Below are 17,118 nucleotides of genomic sequence, written 5' to 3' on the forward strand. Positions count from 1 at the left end.
TATATTGCTAAATATCGCTTATTATATTTCAATTATTTACTATGATGCAGGATGATAATTCAATGTCTGAATTTATTACTGTGGAACAGGATGATTATTCAATATCTGCAGCATCACAGTCTCCTGCGTCATTTTGTTCATCCTCGCCTCCGCCGATAATATCAGTCTGTGTGGAAGCACATCCTTCGCAGTCTCTAAAATATCAAGCGGTACGCAGTAGTCCCTGTCATCAATGTATGCCCTTGCCTGAGATGCTCTTAGAAGATCAAGAAGTGCCCTGGGACTTGCACCACATTTTACGCTGTGATGTTTTCTTGTTTCCTCGACAACGCTGACCGCATAATCAACAAGGTCCTTATGGATTTCCACTTTCGATACTTCTTCCCTCATCGAAATGATGTCTTCCGCTGAAAGCACAGCCTCAGTTTTTTGATGAAGAACACCCTGCAAAAAATCATCGGCTATCTGTACAGAGCTTTCCTTTGAAGGGTATCCCACAGAGAGCTTCATCATGAATCTGTCAAGCTGGGCCTCCGGCAAAGGGTAGGTTCCCGTCATCTCCATGGGGTTCTGGGTTCCTATTACAATAAATGGTTCCGGGATCGGAATGGTATTTCCGTCTATGGTAACCTGTCTCTCCTCCATGGCTTCAAGAAGCGACGCCTGCGTCTTTGGTGATGTGCGGTTAATCTCATCCGCAAGAACTATCTGATTTACAATTGGGCCCGGAAGGACTTCAAATTCTCCCTTATCCATATGATAAACAGAAAGTCCTGTTATGTCGGAAGGCATAGTATCAGGTGTACACTGTATCCTTGAAAAACTGCAGGAAAGTGAATCAGCAAGTGCCCTTGCAAGTGATGTTTTCCCGACTCCCGGCACATCCTCCAAAAGTACGTGACCTCCTGCTAGAAGAACCGTTATAACCTTCCTTATAACATCGTCCTTACCGATGAGGCGCTTTTTCATGTTGTCAGATAAAGCTGTTATTTTGTCCATTTTCTCCCCAAATATCCCCCAAAACTTATTTGACACAATTGTTTTTATCTCTGTTTTATGACTTACCGAACTATAATAAAGCTAAATCGAGCTACCATATTATAATATCATAATTCCAGAAAATAAACGTAATAATATAAAAAAGCATACCATAAATTGTTCTAATTTTTCCCGTATTTCCCCTTTCACCATACAACTGCAAATTCAAATACCATACTCGTTTTCTAAACAATTTATAAACTTGCCAAATTAAAGTGTTCAAAATGATATAATTATTCTATACATTAAACCGATAGTACATCGTTTGTTTTATCAGACCTTCATCCCCAACTATTTAAAGAGGAGCAGGGTTACCGTCTGAACGATGTGCTAGATTTCGATTTATCTCGGAGGAAAAAAAGCTTATGATGAGGAGAGTATTAAAAACAGTATCAACTATCGCAGTAGCAATGGCTTTAACCTTTACAGGCACAGCGCCTCTTGGCATTCCGGGTTATGTGTCCGTTGTAAATGCCGAATCAGGCACCCGTGTGGTAAAGGCTGCAAATGTGGACGGAGATTATTCTGTCACAAATGGCGTAGGCCTAAATTCCGATGCCGACGGAACAGCCAAGCTATCCACAATAACCGATGGCGACAAGGCCTTATTTAAAGGTGTTGAATTTGGTCCTGAAGGAACAGCCGTAACAGGCATAACTTTCAAGTATTCAAAGCCAAGCACAGATTCCGTAAAAATATCAATAACCTTAGATAGTGAAAACGGCACAAAATTTGGTGAATGGCAGATGTCAAAGAGCACAAAGAGTCTGTCAGAAGCTGTTGAGGAAACCTTCAAAGCCGGTTTTAACAAAAAGGATATAACAGGTAAACATGATCTGTATCTGACCTTTTCCTGCTCCAATAAATCGACTTCCATCTATTCAGCAATAGATTTGTATGAGTTCTCATTCTCATATAGCGATGACGGCTCTTCTGATGCGGAAGATGTGAAGAATGCCAAATGGATTGATGCTTATAAGAATAAGTCAAATAAGAATAAACCATTTTATTGGCCAAATATTTATCTTAGAACTTCCTATGTAGTTCTTCGTAAGGAAAATGATTACAAAACAAATAAGACCATATTCGGTGACCCTTATGCAATCAAGGATTTCAACTCAAATATAAAGACCGTGGATGGTATAAGCTACGATTATAACACCAACACTCTTACGCTTAAGAATTACAATGATGATACCTGCTACCTTGATATCAGAAACATGGGTAAAACCTTTAATATCAAGCTTGTTGGCAAGAATTACCTTAAAGCTCTTCATGTATCCGGTGCAAACTGGCCTACAAACTTACACTTTACCGGCAAAGGTTCAATCGTTCTTAACAAGAGCAAATCCTATTTCATAGGCCCCGGCCTCACTACAGCAGTTTTATACCTTGACGGATGGCATAAAGAAACCTTCAAGATTGATAAAAAGGCAAAGGTTACCGCTTACGGATACGGAAAGTATTCACCCGTTGTTTTAAGCTATGGCGAAGGAAAACCTGCACTTAAGAAAGCGGTTAAGATATCCTATGACAAGAAGGGCAAAAAACTAAACGGAAAATTTGTAAATGGCTCCAAGGGAAAAATTAAAGACGATTACAAATACAGCAAGAAAACCTTTATAAAGAAATAACTCGGTACCGTATATAAGACTTGCTAAAGCACTTGAAAAAACTTACTAAAAAACAGCCTGCATTTTAAGCATTAAATGCAGGCTGCTTTCATATTATTATTCAGTATATTATGACTTCTTGCACAAAAAATGTAAACATGCTCATGAAATCATACTTTTATAATCAAAATACCGTTTACCCCAAGCAATCCGCTTCCGTCATCATTTTGATTCCACTTGCGGCTGTAAACCACCTCCGCGTTATCCTTTAAATTTATTTTTACATCTTCCTTCTCGCAGTTCAGATAAACCTGAAGACTCTCATTCTCACCAATCTTAAGATATTCCACTACCCTGTCCTTTTCTATATCGTTAGGGAAATGAAAGTTTCTGCTCTTACATGCCTGAAGATTTTGCCTCATTCCGATCAGCTTCTTCATCTCGGAAATCTCTGCATCCTTTTTCCCTGCATCAATCTCATCCCATGGCATACATCTGCGGCAGTCAGGATCGTATGTCCCATCCATTATGACCTCTGTTCCGTAATATATGCAGGGACTTCCAGGCATTGTGAAAAGCACAGCAAGCTGCTGGTAGAATATATCTTCGTTTTTCTCAGCTTTTTCAAATAGTCTGTTTGTGTCATGTGAGTCAAGTAGATTAAACAGCACATCATTTACCTGTGAGTAATACATGGTAAAGCATCTGTTTATATCATACTCAAAGGTCTCTCTTCCTCTGTTTTTATATACCCAGAAATCTGCAATTGCAGTTGAAAGAGGATAGTTCATAACTGAGTCATACTCATCTCCGTGGAGCCATGACATTGAATCATGCCAGATTTCTCCGAGAAGATAAAAGTCGTCCTTCATACGCTTGGTCATATATCTCACAGCTTTAAGAAAAGAGTGTGAAATCTCATTTCCCACGTCAAACCGCAGGCCGTCAATATCAAATTCATCAATCCAGAATCTAATGATATCCAATAGATAATCCTGTACCTCCGGGTTATTGGTATTGAGCTTTGGCATATATTCCGCAAAAGCAAAGGAATAATATCTTCCGTCCCTGGTGTCGCGCCCCTGCTCAACCGGCCATTTATTTATCATGTACCAGTCTGCATACCTTGATTCCTGACCTTTTTCAAGAATATCCACCCACATGGGATGGTCTGAGCCAGTGTGATTGAAAACCGCATCAAGCATTACTTTTATACCAGCCTCATGCGCTTCTTTGACCAGCATCTTAAGATCCTCATTTGTTCCGAAAGACGGATCCACTTTCTTGTAATCCCTGGTGTTGTACTTGTGGTTACTGTGTGCTTCAAACACAGGGTTTAAGTACAGGCCCGTTATTCCAAGTTCCTTCAGATAAGGAATTTTATCCCTTATACCCCGAATGTCACCGCCGTAGTAGTCATGCATTCCTACTTTTCCGCTCTGCCATTCCATACAAATTTCAGGATTTATGCTCTCATCACCGTTACAAAATCTCTCGGGAAAAATCTGATACCACACCGTATCATTTACCCAGCCCGGAGTTTTGCATACATCCGCAGCATTCATCCACGGCATGATGAAATGAGAAAGGGTCTTTCCCTCCTGATTCATCTCTTCCTCGGTAAGAAAACCATCCTCAAAATAGTAGATGCACTCATCACCAGAATGAATCTCAAAATAGTATTTACATCTCTTGTACTCAGGGCGAAGAGTTGTCGTCCACCAGATGTGATCCTTAAGCCTCTTTTTGAAATATATCTCTTCCTTCCTGCCGCTCCATTTCTCACTTCCACCCATGATCCCCGCATCATAGGGGTCTCCGTGGTAGATATATATCCTGTCTACATCATAGCCGGTTTTGATATTGATAATAAGCTGATCCTGATCAAGTGGATAGCAATACTGTTCTGACATTCTATGGTATATAGCACTTAAGTTCATAAATTCTCCTTCTTGTTGGAAAACGTTTTCCGCTGTTGCTAAGAATATAACCTATTACTTCTAATAAATCAATATATAAATTCAAACTTTACAAAAAATTCTCGATAATTGTTCTTCAAAATCCTCTCGCACCAATGTGCATCCATATCGGAGCGTTTTTTATCGTATAGGAATTACAACGTCATATCCTATACGATAAAAAAAAGGAGAAACATAACTCTCATCATGTTTCTCCTTTTAGTGTTTTTCTCAACTATATATCATCTTGAGCACATTTCCGATTTTGCACACAAGAAGTCTTAAATTATAAAGTTCACTACGTTCTTATCGCTTTACTCTTGCACCGGCGCCGCCCATAATAGCTTCAACCTCTGCGCAGGTTGCCATTGTTGTATCGCCTGGTGTTGTCATGGCAAGTGCACCGTGAGCTGTACCGTACTCAACTGCCTTTGCAGCATCCCCTGTTGTCATAAGTCCGTAAACAAGACCTGATGCGAAGGAATCTCCTCCGCCTACTCTGTCGAGAATCTCAAGTCCCTTATAGTCCTTAGCCTTGAAGATTTGTCCATCTGCCCAGCAAAGAGCTGACCAATCGTTTACTGTAGCTGTTTTTACAGTACGAAGTGTGGTTGCAACTACCTTGAAGTTCGGATATACCTTAGCAGCTTCATCGATCATCTTTCTATACCCATCAAGATTGAGCTCTTTAAGGTTCTCATCGTTTCCTTCAATCTCAAAACCAAGGCATGCTGTGAAGTCTTCTTCGTTTCCTATCATTACGTCTACGTACTTTGCGATTTCCTTATTAACCTCCTGTGCCTTCTTCTGGCCACCAATTGCTGACCACATGGAAGCTCTGTAGTTAAGGTCGTAGGAAACCACTGTTCCATATTTCTTTGCAGTTTTGATCGCCTTTACAACGGTATCTGCTGACTGTTCTGAAAGAGCTGCATATATTCCGCCTGTATGGAACCATCTAACTCCAAGCTCGCCAAAGATATAGTCAAAGTCAAATTCCTTATCTGTAGCCTGTGAAATTGCAGTGTTTGCTCTGTCTGAGCAGGAAAGTGCTCCTCTGATTCCAAAGCCTCTTTCTACAAAGTTGATTCCGTTTCTGCACTCACGTCCGATTCCGTCAGTTTTTTTCCAGTGAATGAGCTTTGTATCCACGCCGCCCTGCAGAATGAAATCCTCAACAAGGTGTCCTACTTCGTTATCAGCAAAAGCTGTGATTACAGCTGTATCCATTCCAAAGCAGCGTCTAAGACCGCGGATAACGTTATACTCTCCGCCTCCTTCCCATACCTTGAACTGTCTTGCTGTGCGAATTCGTCCTTCGCCGGGATCAAATCTGAGCATTACCTCGCCAAGTGAAACCGCATCATATTTACAATCTTTTTTATCTCTAAGTTTTAAATCCATTTCTTGTCTCCCAGTCTAAAGTTTTATATTTCAAAATCCAAAATACTCTGCTGCATTTTTTCCGCAGATGTTCTTAACCATATTTTTTAAATAAGCATCATCCTTTGGATACTCTCCGTTCTCTACCCATGTGCCGATCTTGTTGCACAAAATTCTGCGGTAGAGTTCGTGGCGGGGGAAGGACAAAAAGCTTCTCGAATCAGTAAGCATACCTATCGATGTGGAGATAAGTCCCCCATCAGACATAGCCTCAATCTGTCTCTCCATACCGTTTTTATGGTCACAGAACCACCAGGCTGCTCCGGGCTGAACCTTGCTCTTTATTCCTTTTTCATTGCCGCAGAAGGTTCCTGCCATAGCTACAAGCATTTCCGTATCCTTAGGATTAAGGCAATACAATATTGTCTTTGGAAGCTCGTCATTTAAATCCATAGCGGAAAGAAGTGCCGATAACTGCGGTGCATAGTTAAAGTCGTTAAGTGCATCAAAACCGGTATCGGCTCCAAGCTTTTTGAAAAATCTCTCTGAATTATTTCTGATAGCACCGATATGAAGCTGCATAACGATATCATGCTTAGCATACATTTTTCCAAGCTCTGTCAGCATGTATCCTTTATATTTACCAATCTGTTCCTCGGTAAGTTCTTTTCCTTCAAGCTTATCGCTTATAATCTTATCAACTTCTTTTCTCGTTGTCGGAACAAAGAAAAGTCCCTCAAGACTATGATCTGAAACTCTGCATCCATTTTCCAGGAAGAAAGAAAGTCTGAGCTCAAGTGCTTTTAAAATAGACTCTGAATCACCCAGATGGAATTCTACGGTTCTGCTAAGAGTCCCAATATAATCGGCAAAGCCCTCTTTTTCGATCCCTAATGCCTTCTCAGGTCTGAAACTCGGAAGTACCTTGATCTCAAAGCCGTCCTTTTTAATTTTCTTATGCCATTCAAGACTGTCTACCGGGTCATCGGTCGTGCAAAGCACGGCTACATTCTGCATTCTTAAAAGGTTCCTTACTGAAAACTCCTTTTTATGCAGCATCTCGTTGCATTTATCCCATATCTTTTTAGCATTATCCGGATTAAGAGGCTCATCTACTCCAAAGTATCTCTGAAGCTCAAGGTGTGTCCAATGATATAAAGGATTACCTATAAGGTTCTGCACCGTTTCTGCCCATGCCATAAACTTCTCAAAATCATCACCGTCACCGGTTATCAGTTTCTCAGAAATCCCGTTTGCTCTCATGGCACGCCATTTATAATGATCGCCTCCGAGCCAGACCTGTGCCATGTTGTCGAAGCACTTGTCCTCGTAGATTTCTTTTGGGTTTAAATGATTATGAAAATCTATAATCGGTTCATCCTTAACTGCCTCAAAAAGCTCTTTAGCCGTATTATTTGAAAGCAGGAAATCTTTATCCATAAAATTCATCATAGACTTTCAAGTTCCTTTCTTACATTACCATTGCCCTTCATTTTTTCATAAAGCTCAAGTGCTCTGTTCGCAAGGCTGTCCGCATAGAGGTCAACACCAAAAACATCTTCTCTCTTTAATACTTCTTCGGGAGAAAGTGCTTTTAACTCTGAAAGAAGCGGATCCGGGCTCTGCTCGAATTCTTTTCCCTCATCATCGATTCCCTCAAGATATCTTAAGTATCCGGCGATAACCATGGGAACTACCTTAAGGCTGTCTGTGCTAAGCTTGTCACTTGCTCTGTATGCCTTAATTGTCTCACCAAAACGGATTGGGAGCTTTTGTGATGTGTCGCAGGCTATACGCTGCGGTGTATCAGGCATGAACGGGTTGGGAAGTCTCTTTGTAAGCACTGCATCCAGGAATTCATCGGGTGAAAGAACCTTAGGATCAACAACCACCTTCATTCCCTCATCCTTACCAAGGATTGTCACCATTTTTTTCAGAGCGGCATCGTCCATTTCATCATGAATTGTTGTATATCCAAGGAGGCAGCCGAAAATCGCAAGGCAGGTATGAAGGGGATTAAGACATGTGCAAACCTTCATCTTCTCTGTCTTATCAACTGTTTCTCTGTCTGTAAAAATGATTCCGCCCTTTTCCAGCTCAGGTCTTCCGTTGGGGAAAAGATCCTCAACAACCAGATATTCCGTTTCCTCTGCATTAACGAAATTTGCAACGTAAGTATGCTTTGTGGTAACAATAGGCTCTGCGCCTTCAACTCCGTCAGCAATAAGCATTTCCTTAACCGTATCATCCGGGCGGGGTGTTATTTTATCGATCATGGAAAGAGGGAAAGCCACTAGCTCTTTGTCTGTAATATAGTCTGTAAATCCGCTTTCACATTTTCCGACTGTAACCCACTCATTTGCGATTTCAACTACAGCTTCTTTAAGCTTGTCTCCGTTGTGTGAGCAGTTATCCATTGAAACAACTGAAATCGGAAGTTTTCCTGCTTTATATCTCTCCAAAAGAAGGCCCACAACCTTATCCATGTATGCGCGGGTTTTATAGCCCTTCTCTGTGATTGTGAAGCTGACCATCTGAAGCGAGGAACTGCGGAAAATCTCGCGAAGTCTTCCGATTTCCTTTTTGTTCTCCTCATCCAGTATGCATGACTCTGCTATAGAGCCTACTACCTTCTTTTCAACTGTTCCGTCAGCCTTTAGTGTTGCAAGTATACTCAGGTCATCGCAGGGTCTGTTATATTTTTCAATGATCTCGTAATCATAACCCTCTGCAACAATAAGACCTGTATCTGTTATTCCTTCATTTAACAGCTTCTCTACTACATTTGCCTGAAAAGCCCTGAAAATATTTCCGGCACCAAAATGAATCCACGTAGGGTTCTTTCTGGTCTTTTCAACCATTTTTTCTCTATCATAACCGGGAAGGCTATAGCCTTTTTTCTCCCAGGCTTCTCTATCCTTAATTCCTTCGTTAGTTAATTTCATCTCTCTTCCTCTTATTTCGATCTACGGTTTTATCTATAATCAATTTGACGCCATCATTAGCTATTGCCTTAGACTGCTCTCCTTAATTATCTTTATAACTTTTTTTACTATTGAACCTAAATAAGCCTCTTATTTACTACTTTTTTCAATAGCTTCCCAGAGTCCGTTGATATATGCTGCTCCGAGTGCTCTGTCATAAAGACCATAGCCGGGCATTGCCTTTTCTCCCCAGATCATACGTCCATGGTCGGGACGGATAGGTCCTGTAAATCCGATATCATATAGTGCTTTAACAATCTCATACATATCAAAGCTTCCATCGCTTGAAAGATGCGCAGCTTCCTCAAAATCAGTAGGAGAATTGAACTTAAGATTACGAACATGTGCAAAATGAATTCTTCCCTTGAGGCTTCTTATCATATCAGGTAAGTCATTCTCTAAGTTTGTTCCATAAGAGCCTGAGCAGAAGGTAACACCGTTATGCGGATTATCAACCATCTTCATCATGCGATGGATGTTTTCCTTATTGATGATGATTCTAGGAAGTCCGAATACCGGCCATGCGGGATCATCTGGATGTATAGCCATGTTTATGTCGTACTTATCACATACAGGCATTATTTTCTCAAGGAAATACTTCAAATTCTCAAACAGATCCTCATCTGTAATATCCTTGTACTCCTCGAAAAGCTCCTTTACATGAGCAAGTCTGTCAGGTTCCCATCCCGGCATAACAGAGCCGTTTGTGTCACCTGCGATTGAATTAAACATTTCCTCGGGAACCAGTGCATCAACAGCTTCCTGAGTATATGCAAGAACTGTTGAGCCATCAGGTCTTTTTCTTGCAAGCTCGGTACGTGTCCAGTCAAATACAGGCATGAAGTTGTAACATACCATGTGAATGTCCTCTTCACCGAGGTTCTTAAGAGTCTCGATATAGTTATCTATAAGCTGGTCACGGCTGGGCTTTCCAAGCTTAATGTCCTCATGAACGTTAACGCTCTCAATGCCTGCTACCTTGAGTCCTGCTGCCTCAACTTCTGCCTTCATTGCCTTTATTCTCTCACGGCTCCACACTTCACCCGGCTTTGTATCATAAAGTGTTGTAATAACTCCCTTTACTCCGGGAATCTGTCTTATCTGCTCAAGTGTTACGGTGTCAAAATCCTTTCCGTACCATCTAAGTGTCATTTCCATAATTCTGTATAACCTCCGATTTTTGTTTTCCCATGACTTCCTGAACACAAAATGAAAATGCGTTCAAAAATCTATAAATTATTGATCATTTCTAAAAAACAACTAAATTTCTTTTCTGACTTACTCCTCTATAAATACATGTTTTTGTATGACTCATGCAGGTCTGCTGCCGGAATTATTATTCAATCATTTAATCGAGTTAATATAAAATAATCCGGGGTACGACTCATTCTTCCGTCTTGCAGAATGACAATTTATTCTGCGTAAAAAAACGATGCATTTGATGACAACAGCACTACATTTAAGAAACTATGTCCGGCATCTGTATATGAGAAAGCTTCAGCCTCTGATTTCTTTAACAATATCTGCTGCTTCTCTGGTAAGTTTCTCAACTGTATCAAAATCTCCTGCCTTGATAAGATCTCCCTTTACCATCCAGGTTCCACCGCAGGCAACTATTTTTTTAAATCCAAGATAGTCTCTTACGTTATCTTTATTTATTCCGCCTGTAGGCATAAATTTAAGCTTTGTATATGGTGCTGCGCATGCCTTTATCATTGAAAGTCCGCCTGCAGGTTCAGCAGGGAAAAACTTTACAAAATCAAGTCCGAGTTCCATTGCCTGCTCCATCTCACTGGGAGTCTGAACACCGGGAGTTACAGGGTAGCCCTTCTCCAGACAATGCTTCACTACAGTAGGATTAAAACCGGGTGCAACTATAAACTTTGCACCTGCTGCCATTGCTCTGTCTGCCTGTTCGCAGGTAAGTACTGTGCCTGCTCCAACAAGCATTTGGGGAAAATCCTTCGAAAGAATTTTTATGACCTCTTCTGCCGCATCTGTTCTGAATGTAACCTCTGCTGCAGGAAGACCGCCCTTCATAAGTGCCTCTCCAAGCGGGTGTGCATCCTTTGCATCCTCTAATACCACAACCGGAATGATTCCGATCTTTTCAAATTTTTCTTTTATTTCCTCAAACATGCCTATTCTCCTTCCACCAAAATCCTCATCCCATCTCTAAAAACTTCCCCAAAAGGGGATCAGTCAGCATACGCTGACCGATGAGGTATTCCTGACTGTTACATAATACCTTTCCATATCCTCAAATCCCATTGTAACGTTTGCCACTCGCATTGCAAAAATTGCTATGTTGTGCTAATTTCAGCATCCATAGTGGAGTTTTTTTATAGTAATTACAGAGTAATTTTTTATAAAAAAATGGCTGCTGCATATCCTGCAACAACCATCAATGATTAAAAATCAGACCTAGTTCCTCTGTCACCAATGCCATAAAACACGGTTCTCAATTATCCAAAATCACACGCCATTCTTCTAAGAGTCTGTCGAAGCTCCACATTGCATTTGCCGGACTCGTGGAAGGAAGGCATATAGCTTTTCTTCCTATTGTTTTCTCAATATATTTTTTATAATATTTCTCAGCTGTTTTTCCATTAACATAAATAGCCTTGATCTGTGCATTATCAAGTATGACAGAAAGATCATTCGCCACCACATTTTTTATTGATGAATCAGAGGAACCTTCAATATCACACTGTGCTATTACATCCCAAACTGCTAAATGATTTTTAAGCAAGAGAGCTTTCTTTTCTTCTATATTGGTCGGAATCTCCTCATCATATAACGACGCTATGACCTTCCAGAACCTGTTTTGCGGATGCCCGTAGAAAAACATAGCCTCTCGTGATTTAACTGACGGAAAGCTTCCCAAAATCAATACTTCAGATTCATTATTAAAAACAGGCTCAATAGGATGAATGATCATTCTTTGTTATCCTCCGGGATCATGCTGCCCTAAATACGATGTCTTAAATTTTCTTCTCTTGAGTTCCACCGCAACCAAGCAATTCAGTTGTATTGTCCATAACCGACTGTCTCCTATCCAAACAGCATGTCCGCTGCCTTTTCCAGTTCCCTTCGTTCCTTGGAATCATCATATCCGCTTTCCTTGTCATCAATGCCCTTTACCGGATCGATTGAAAACAGGCCATCACGGTTACAGTAAAAGAAGATTCTTCTGACTTCCTTGATCTTAAACCGTGCCTCAGCACCTCCCTCCGGATAAAGCTTTACTATCTGCATATCACCGGATGAAGCCGCCGCCACAAACGAAATATAATGCTCCTTCGTCATGCTGTGGTCAATCCGCACATAGTATTCATCCTCAACGCGCTCGATGAAAACCATGTGATGCTCATCTGAATGCTCTGCCTCTAAAGGAATAAGCTGGATGCCATGACAATGAATCGCCACTTCGCCCATGCTGTGTATTACATTCCCACAGACCGGGCAGACATAAAATTTAGACCGCAGCATATTTGCGGATACATTCGCATTATGAATGGTATTGCCGGATATCAGCTCCGTAACTGAAATCTTAAATACCTCAGCTATAGGCTCCAGCAGGGTAATATCTGGAAGCCCTCTCGAAGTTTCCCATTTTGAGATGCTTTTATCAGTCACTCCCAACTTTTCAGCCAGCTGAAGCTGTGTCATCCTGTTCTTTTCCCGCAGTTCCTTAATCACTGCACCTGTAACATATTGGTTCATATTCGTTCTTACCTCCATGCACAGATTGTAAATCAGCACCATAAAATATGGTACCTACGGAGAGTAGAGTCGGACGGAATACCTTTCGGTTTTGCTTATTATCAGCCCGACAAATTTGCTATCGTAACTGCTTGATTTCATTTTGTAGATTTGCAAGAAACCTACCTGCATGGGCACCATCCATCTGTGTATGATGGAATTGAAATGATATCGGCAGATAATATCGAAACAGCTTTTTTCTGTACCTTCCCCATATCATGAAGGGATTATTGATAATGTCAGCGGAAACATGAAAAGCAGCACGCCCGTCACCTTGTTCATCGTCGTATGCACCGCAACATATTTCTTCTGCATGGCATACCCGGAAAGAATGTTGATTATCTTTATTAAAGCGATAACCGCCGTCCATGCATACAGCCATACCGAATTATCTATTACTGAAAGAATCTTTACCAGACAAACGGCCACAAATACAAAATCAGCGATTGAATCGAATCTCGATCCAAATTCACTGACTGAATTTGTTTTCCTCGCGATGATTCCATCGACCATATCCGATATTGATTACAGAATATAACGCCCCATTAAACATCCCCGGGTACTTTGCTGTAAGTTCATTCCAGTAAACTTGTACTCTTTCTTCAATATCCTTAGGAAGCTCTCTTGCTGCAGTTTCTTATATTTTTAGCTCTTTTATTGGAATGATTTTAGTCATATTTGTCTTCGCTTTCTATGTATTTCTTGATTTCTTCGGCAGTACTTATCACGTTTTCAATATCCGCATCAGAAGCATTATCTTTGGCAAAAGCATTGATATCACGCAGATACTGCAAACCATATCCGAATTTTTCCAGCATCCACTCCTGATTAGGAAAAATCCATATATGAAAGTGCTTGGAGCGTTCTTCCTGCACCAAAGTAACAGTTTCAGCAATTTTCAGTTCCTTTAGAGCTCTTTCTGCAATTGCTATTGTATTTCCTATCTCAGTTCTCTCGTCTGCAGTTAATTCCGCAAAAGACTGAATGTGTCTTTTACTTGTAATTATTAGAAAACCGGGAATTGGAATCTCCGGATCTGCCGCAAGAATAATTGACTCCCCATCATAAATAATTCCCCCGGGAAGATTCACCTCGCCACGCCCAATTGCGCATCCTACGCACTCAGACTTAATTTCATTCCCTAATATATCTTTTCTGGTCATAGCCTCCCCTTTGCATATTTGTTTTCATCTACAAGGATAAAGTATTCCCTTAGGGCAAGGTCAATACTCATAAAACTGTAATGCAAAAAGGATTGCCAAAATAGCAATGCCATCCTTTGTCTGGTTGTTTCTAAGAAGCTCTTTCACCTCTGCAATTGGCATCCATACTTTATCTGCTACTTCATCAGTATCATTGATCCGTCCTTCAGAATCCACCTTAGCACCGAAAACATGCATCACCTGATCTGACATACCATTTGACGGATTCTGAGAGCACAAGAACTTAAGGTCTTTCACTGTGCATCCGGTTTCTTCCATAACCTCTCTTCTGGCAGCTTCTTCTATTGACTCTCCATCTTCTACTCCGCCCGCAGGAATTTCCCACTCCAGATGTCCCACAGTATATCGCATTTCTCTGATCATCAATATCTCATCTTTATCATTAAAGACAACTATTGAAACACCCTCATGATGGTGATGAATCTGGTGATATTTTTCAATGATATACCCACTTGGAAGCTTGACTTTATCTGTATATAACGAAAATATTCCACATTCATATACTTTGTTTCTATCAAGCCTCTCCGGAAAGAGCTTATTATCCATCCTTAACCCTCTCTCTTATAACAATGATAAAATGTGCTATCCATATCTACAGTAACAGAGCCATCTTTCAGCAACACAGTTTCAAAATATTTTTCTATAGCATCCCTGTTGTCCTCAAGATATTTCCCGCCCTCGGGGTATTTCATTTGCACTCTGTCAAAAAGAGCATCTGTGCTATCGAATACTAATGGCCCCGGAAGCGCTATCTTTTCTACACTATCGAAGTTCTCTGATAAAAGCGCCTCAAACTCTGCGTCTGCCTGCCTTCTTTCTTGTCTCTTTTTAAGGGCAAAAGAAATATCAAGCCCCGCTTCAGTTAAACATTTTTCCCAGAAATCGTATTCCTTCACTGCTTCTCCGTAATGATTAACAGAGAACATACCACCTGGCGCCAGCACCTGTGCCACATTTTGGATAAAGTAAACATCATCATGCAGATAAGATAACAGATAATGCGCAATGATCTTTGAATACTTCTTCTCTCTTATCTTTTCCCACGCCTCATCTTTTTCAAGATTACTGAAAAAAATCTGAATATCAGATCCTTCAATTGGATGTATAACCATAATTAAGCCTCCCCTTCCCCAATCCAACATATATGCACACTCTTTTATAGTACAAGATGGCAACAAAAAAGAGAAGCATCACTGCTTCTCTCTTACTGCCGGCGACCGGGGTCGAACTTTTAGTAGTCTCGCGAAACCGCAGAGAAAGGGGCTTCGCCGACCACGCCTCTTTTTTGTACCAAATTTGTACCAATTTCGTGTAGTAAAGGGCACTACCATTTACCGAATAAAAAATGTATTTTACATAGCCAAATAGCATATGTCGCAGTACCCTTTACATAAAACATTGCCTATAATTTACTCAGCTACCCCATATATAACTTCGATATTTGTAGTCTCTATTTCAAGGCATTGTGCAGTAATTTCTCTGATCCTGCTTTTCATCTCAGCATCTTCAATGTCGTCTTTACTAACAATATAGATGCATGCTTCGCTTATACTATTATCATTAACATTGCAAGCCATATCCACCCGTATATTGGTAATATTATCATTATCCAGCGCCTTAATCTGCTTTTTCAACTCCATCTCTTTATTATGCAATTCGACAACTTCAGCTGACACCCCACTTTTCTCCGAAAACTCTCCTGAAACCATATGCGTCAACAGTGCTGAACAATGCCACAACAGCAATAAGTGTGACTATTATGACTGCAACACCAACTGCTATATTACGCTTTCTTCGTATTTCCTTGCTTATAGATTTTATTATCCTCTGATCATGCCGGGATCTTTCAGCGGTATGTGTAGCCCCATCTTTAAGCTGACTATAGTATTTCTTGCAATCTTCACATTCAGCTATATGATTTTCGACTATTTCTTTAAGATAAAAAGAAAAAATGAAAGAAAGAACAGCGTGCCCACAACGTTGTCTCTTTCCAATAACATGCAAAATAAGAAATGCAACTAATAACACTAAAACATATGGTACATAACCACTAAGAAGATGCTGCCTACTCAACTCCCAATCCATAATTTTTTTCCTGGTAATAATCCTATATTATTTTAATTAAAGCCCTTGTATTCCTCAGTTTTATTTTGATTATGAAATTGGCGGTGCCATTTTGGCACCACAGATCATAAATGTTCTTATACAATTTTACCATCATTCATCCCATCACGAAGAGTCTTAAGCGCCCCTCTCTCGATTTCCTCAATAAACTTCTCCGTCATGTTAAAGAATGCAGCTGTCTCACTTATAGTCTTACATTCCATCAATAGCTTCAAAAGCCTATAAGATCAGGTGCATCACTGAGGCGTCTCTTGAAGAAGTCCAGATCAAGGAACAGCAGAAAGTATAGGAACGTACTCCTGGCAAAAAGCGTTCTCTGAGTGCAAATATCAACGCCACAATCACCAATCCATAAAAGAAACTAACAGTAATTATTCCAATGTTTGCACCGATTGTGGCCGGCTCAGACATAGTGTGTAAAAAGTTTATCATATTTTTAGATACAGCTCTTTTCCATACAAATGTATACTTGTTAGCTACTGACTCTATTTTAGTTCCATCAATAAAGATGTTTTCGCCTGATATTTCTCCCAGTTCGAGCAGTATAGTTCCAACCTGTGCCATAAGACGCTTAGCACACTGTGAGAGATGAATGGATATAAATCTAGCTATGGTGGAGTGATCTGGAGCAGGAGCTCCGTCCAGAAGATACATGAAGTTGATATCTCTCTTACAGAAAGACTCAATATCACGACTAGAATAGATTTTGTTCATTGCCGCATAGATGACAATCTTCAGCATCTGATGCAGTGAGGCTTGATTCTTTCTGATTCTGTCATAAGTCTTATACAGATCAGAAAGATCCATCTCCTCCACAAATGCACTTACCAGGCGCACCGGATCATCGGATGGGATAGAAATTTCTATGTCGAGCGGAAGTTTGATTTGATGATACAAGGAAGAAACGGTATAATCTCCTTGTAAGATTTTATTTAGTAGCATAAATATATTTCACCGCAGAAACCAGGCTTTTCGAAGTCTGGTTTTATTGTTAAGTGAAGGTATTTACTGACAGCCCAGCCCCTCAGAT

18 protein-coding genes and 1 pseudogene are annotated in these 17,118 nt (G+C 40.5%); 1 reads left to right on the forward strand and 18 read right to left on the reverse strand.

Annotated features, from left to right (window positions below; translation table 11 throughout):
• Positions 1-75: 75 nt before the first annotated feature.
• Positions 76-999: an AAA family ATPase gene (locus BV60_RS0114950; protein ID WP_029323017.1), complete on the reverse strand. Its 924-nt coding sequence runs from the start codon at positions 997-999 to the stop codon at positions 76-78.
• Positions 1,000-1,403: 404 nt separating this feature from the next.
• On the opposite strand from BV60_RS0114950, the gene BV60_RS0114955 reads away from it, so the two are divergent.
• The gene (locus BV60_RS0114955; protein ID WP_029323019.1) at positions 1,404-2,672 is read left to right on the forward strand and encodes a carbohydrate-binding protein; all 1,269 of its coding nucleotides are present in this window, start codon (positions 1,404-1,406) and stop codon (positions 2,670-2,672) included.
• Between the two features lie 149 nt (positions 2,673-2,821).
• Here BV60_RS0114955 and BV60_RS0114960 read toward each other — a convergent pair whose 3' ends face one another.
• The 17 genes and pseudogenes from BV60_RS0114960 to BV60_RS0115040 all read right to left on the reverse strand — a co-directional run.
• Complete coding sequence (locus BV60_RS0114960) at positions 2,822-4,591, reverse strand: glycoside hydrolase family 13 protein (protein ID WP_029323021.1); 1,770 nt, start codon at positions 4,589-4,591, stop codon at positions 2,822-2,824.
• A 324-nt stretch (positions 4,592-4,915) separates the two neighbouring features.
• A complete protein-coding gene (locus BV60_RS0114965) occupies positions 4,916-6,013 on the reverse strand; it encodes a sugar kinase (RefSeq protein ID WP_029323023.1) in 1,098 nt (365 codons plus the stop codon).
• Positions 6,014-6,043: 30 nt separating this feature from the next.
• Positions 6,044-7,444 (reverse strand): glucuronate isomerase, encoded by a 1,401-nt coding sequence (gene uxaC, locus BV60_RS0114970; RefSeq protein WP_029323025.1) that lies wholly within the window; start codon positions 7,442-7,444, stop codon positions 6,044-6,046.
• On the reverse strand, positions 7,441-8,937 hold the full coding sequence (locus tag BV60_RS0114975; RefSeq protein ID WP_029323027.1) for a mannitol dehydrogenase family protein: 1,497 nt from the start codon (positions 8,935-8,937) through the stop codon (positions 7,441-7,443). The genes uxaC and BV60_RS0114975 overlap by 4 nt, the downstream gene beginning before the upstream one ends.
• Before the next feature lie 129 nt (positions 8,938-9,066).
• Positions 9,067-10,134: a mannonate dehydratase gene (gene uxuA, locus BV60_RS0114980; RefSeq protein WP_029323029.1), complete on the reverse strand. Its 1,068-nt coding sequence runs from the start codon at positions 10,132-10,134 to the stop codon at positions 9,067-9,069.
• A gap of 339 nt (positions 10,135-10,473) precedes the next feature.
• Positions 10,474-11,115 (reverse strand): bifunctional 4-hydroxy-2-oxoglutarate aldolase/2-dehydro-3-deoxy-phosphogluconate aldolase, encoded by a 642-nt coding sequence (locus BV60_RS0114985; protein WP_029323031.1) that lies wholly within the window; start codon positions 11,113-11,115, stop codon positions 10,474-10,476.
• Positions 11,116-11,437: 322 nt separating this feature from the next.
• Positions 11,438-11,917 (reverse strand): DNA-deoxyinosine glycosylase, encoded by a 480-nt coding sequence (locus BV60_RS0114990; protein ID WP_029323033.1) that lies wholly within the window; start codon positions 11,915-11,917, stop codon positions 11,438-11,440.
• Between the two features lie 113 nt (positions 11,918-12,030).
• Positions 12,031-12,702, reverse strand: coding sequence for a helix-turn-helix domain-containing protein (locus BV60_RS0114995; protein WP_081846715.1), 672 nt, complete (start codon positions 12,700-12,702; stop codon positions 12,031-12,033).
• Positions 12,703-12,820: 118 nt separating this feature from the next.
• Positions 12,821-12,961 (reverse strand): CatA-like O-acetyltransferase, encoded by a 141-nt coding sequence (locus tag BV60_RS24535; RefSeq protein ID WP_442856308.1) that lies wholly within the window; start codon positions 12,959-12,961, stop codon positions 12,821-12,823.
• On the reverse strand, positions 12,958-13,254 hold the full coding sequence (locus tag BV60_RS23875) for a CDP-alcohol phosphatidyltransferase family protein (protein ID WP_051656777.1): 297 nt from the start codon (positions 13,252-13,254) through the stop codon (positions 12,958-12,960). Before BV60_RS23875 ends, BV60_RS24535 begins: the two co-directional genes overlap by 4 nt.
• 155 nt (positions 13,255-13,409) lie before the next feature.
• A complete protein-coding gene (locus BV60_RS0115005) occupies positions 13,410-13,904 on the reverse strand; it encodes an HIT family protein (protein WP_029323035.1) in 495 nt (164 codons plus the stop codon).
• Positions 13,905-13,964: 60 nt separating this feature from the next.
• On the reverse strand, positions 13,965-14,510 hold the full coding sequence (locus BV60_RS0115010; RefSeq protein WP_029323036.1) for an NUDIX hydrolase: 546 nt from the start codon (positions 14,508-14,510) through the stop codon (positions 13,965-13,967).
• A gap of 2 nt (positions 14,511-14,512) precedes the next feature.
• The gene (locus BV60_RS0115015; protein ID WP_242840987.1) at positions 14,513-15,076 is read right to left on the reverse strand and encodes a hypothetical protein; all 564 of its coding nucleotides are present in this window, start codon (positions 15,074-15,076) and stop codon (positions 14,513-14,515) included.
• 297 nt (positions 15,077-15,373) lie between these two features.
• Positions 15,374-15,640 (reverse strand): hypothetical protein, encoded by a 267-nt coding sequence (locus BV60_RS0115025; RefSeq protein ID WP_029323041.1) that lies wholly within the window; start codon positions 15,638-15,640, stop codon positions 15,374-15,376.
• Positions 15,630-16,049, reverse strand: coding sequence for a hypothetical protein (locus BV60_RS0115030; RefSeq protein ID WP_029323042.1), 420 nt, complete (start codon positions 16,047-16,049; stop codon positions 15,630-15,632). The genes BV60_RS0115025 and BV60_RS0115030 overlap by 11 nt, the downstream gene beginning before the upstream one ends.
• A 116-nt stretch (positions 16,050-16,165) precedes the next feature.
• On the reverse strand, positions 16,166-16,291 hold the full coding sequence (locus tag BV60_RS24050; RefSeq protein ID WP_255358125.1) for a hypothetical protein: 126 nt from the start codon (positions 16,289-16,291) through the stop codon (positions 16,166-16,168).
• Positions 16,292-16,505: 214 nt separating this feature from the next.
• A pseudogene (locus BV60_RS0115040) lies at positions 16,506-17,030 on the reverse strand (transposase); the annotation flags it as partial.
• Between the last annotated feature and the right edge of the window lie 88 nt (positions 17,031-17,118).

The sequence above is a fragment of the Butyrivibrio sp. AE3004 genome, from assembly GCF_000703165.1.
GTDB lineage: Bacteria > Bacillota > Clostridia > Lachnospirales > Lachnospiraceae > Butyrivibrio.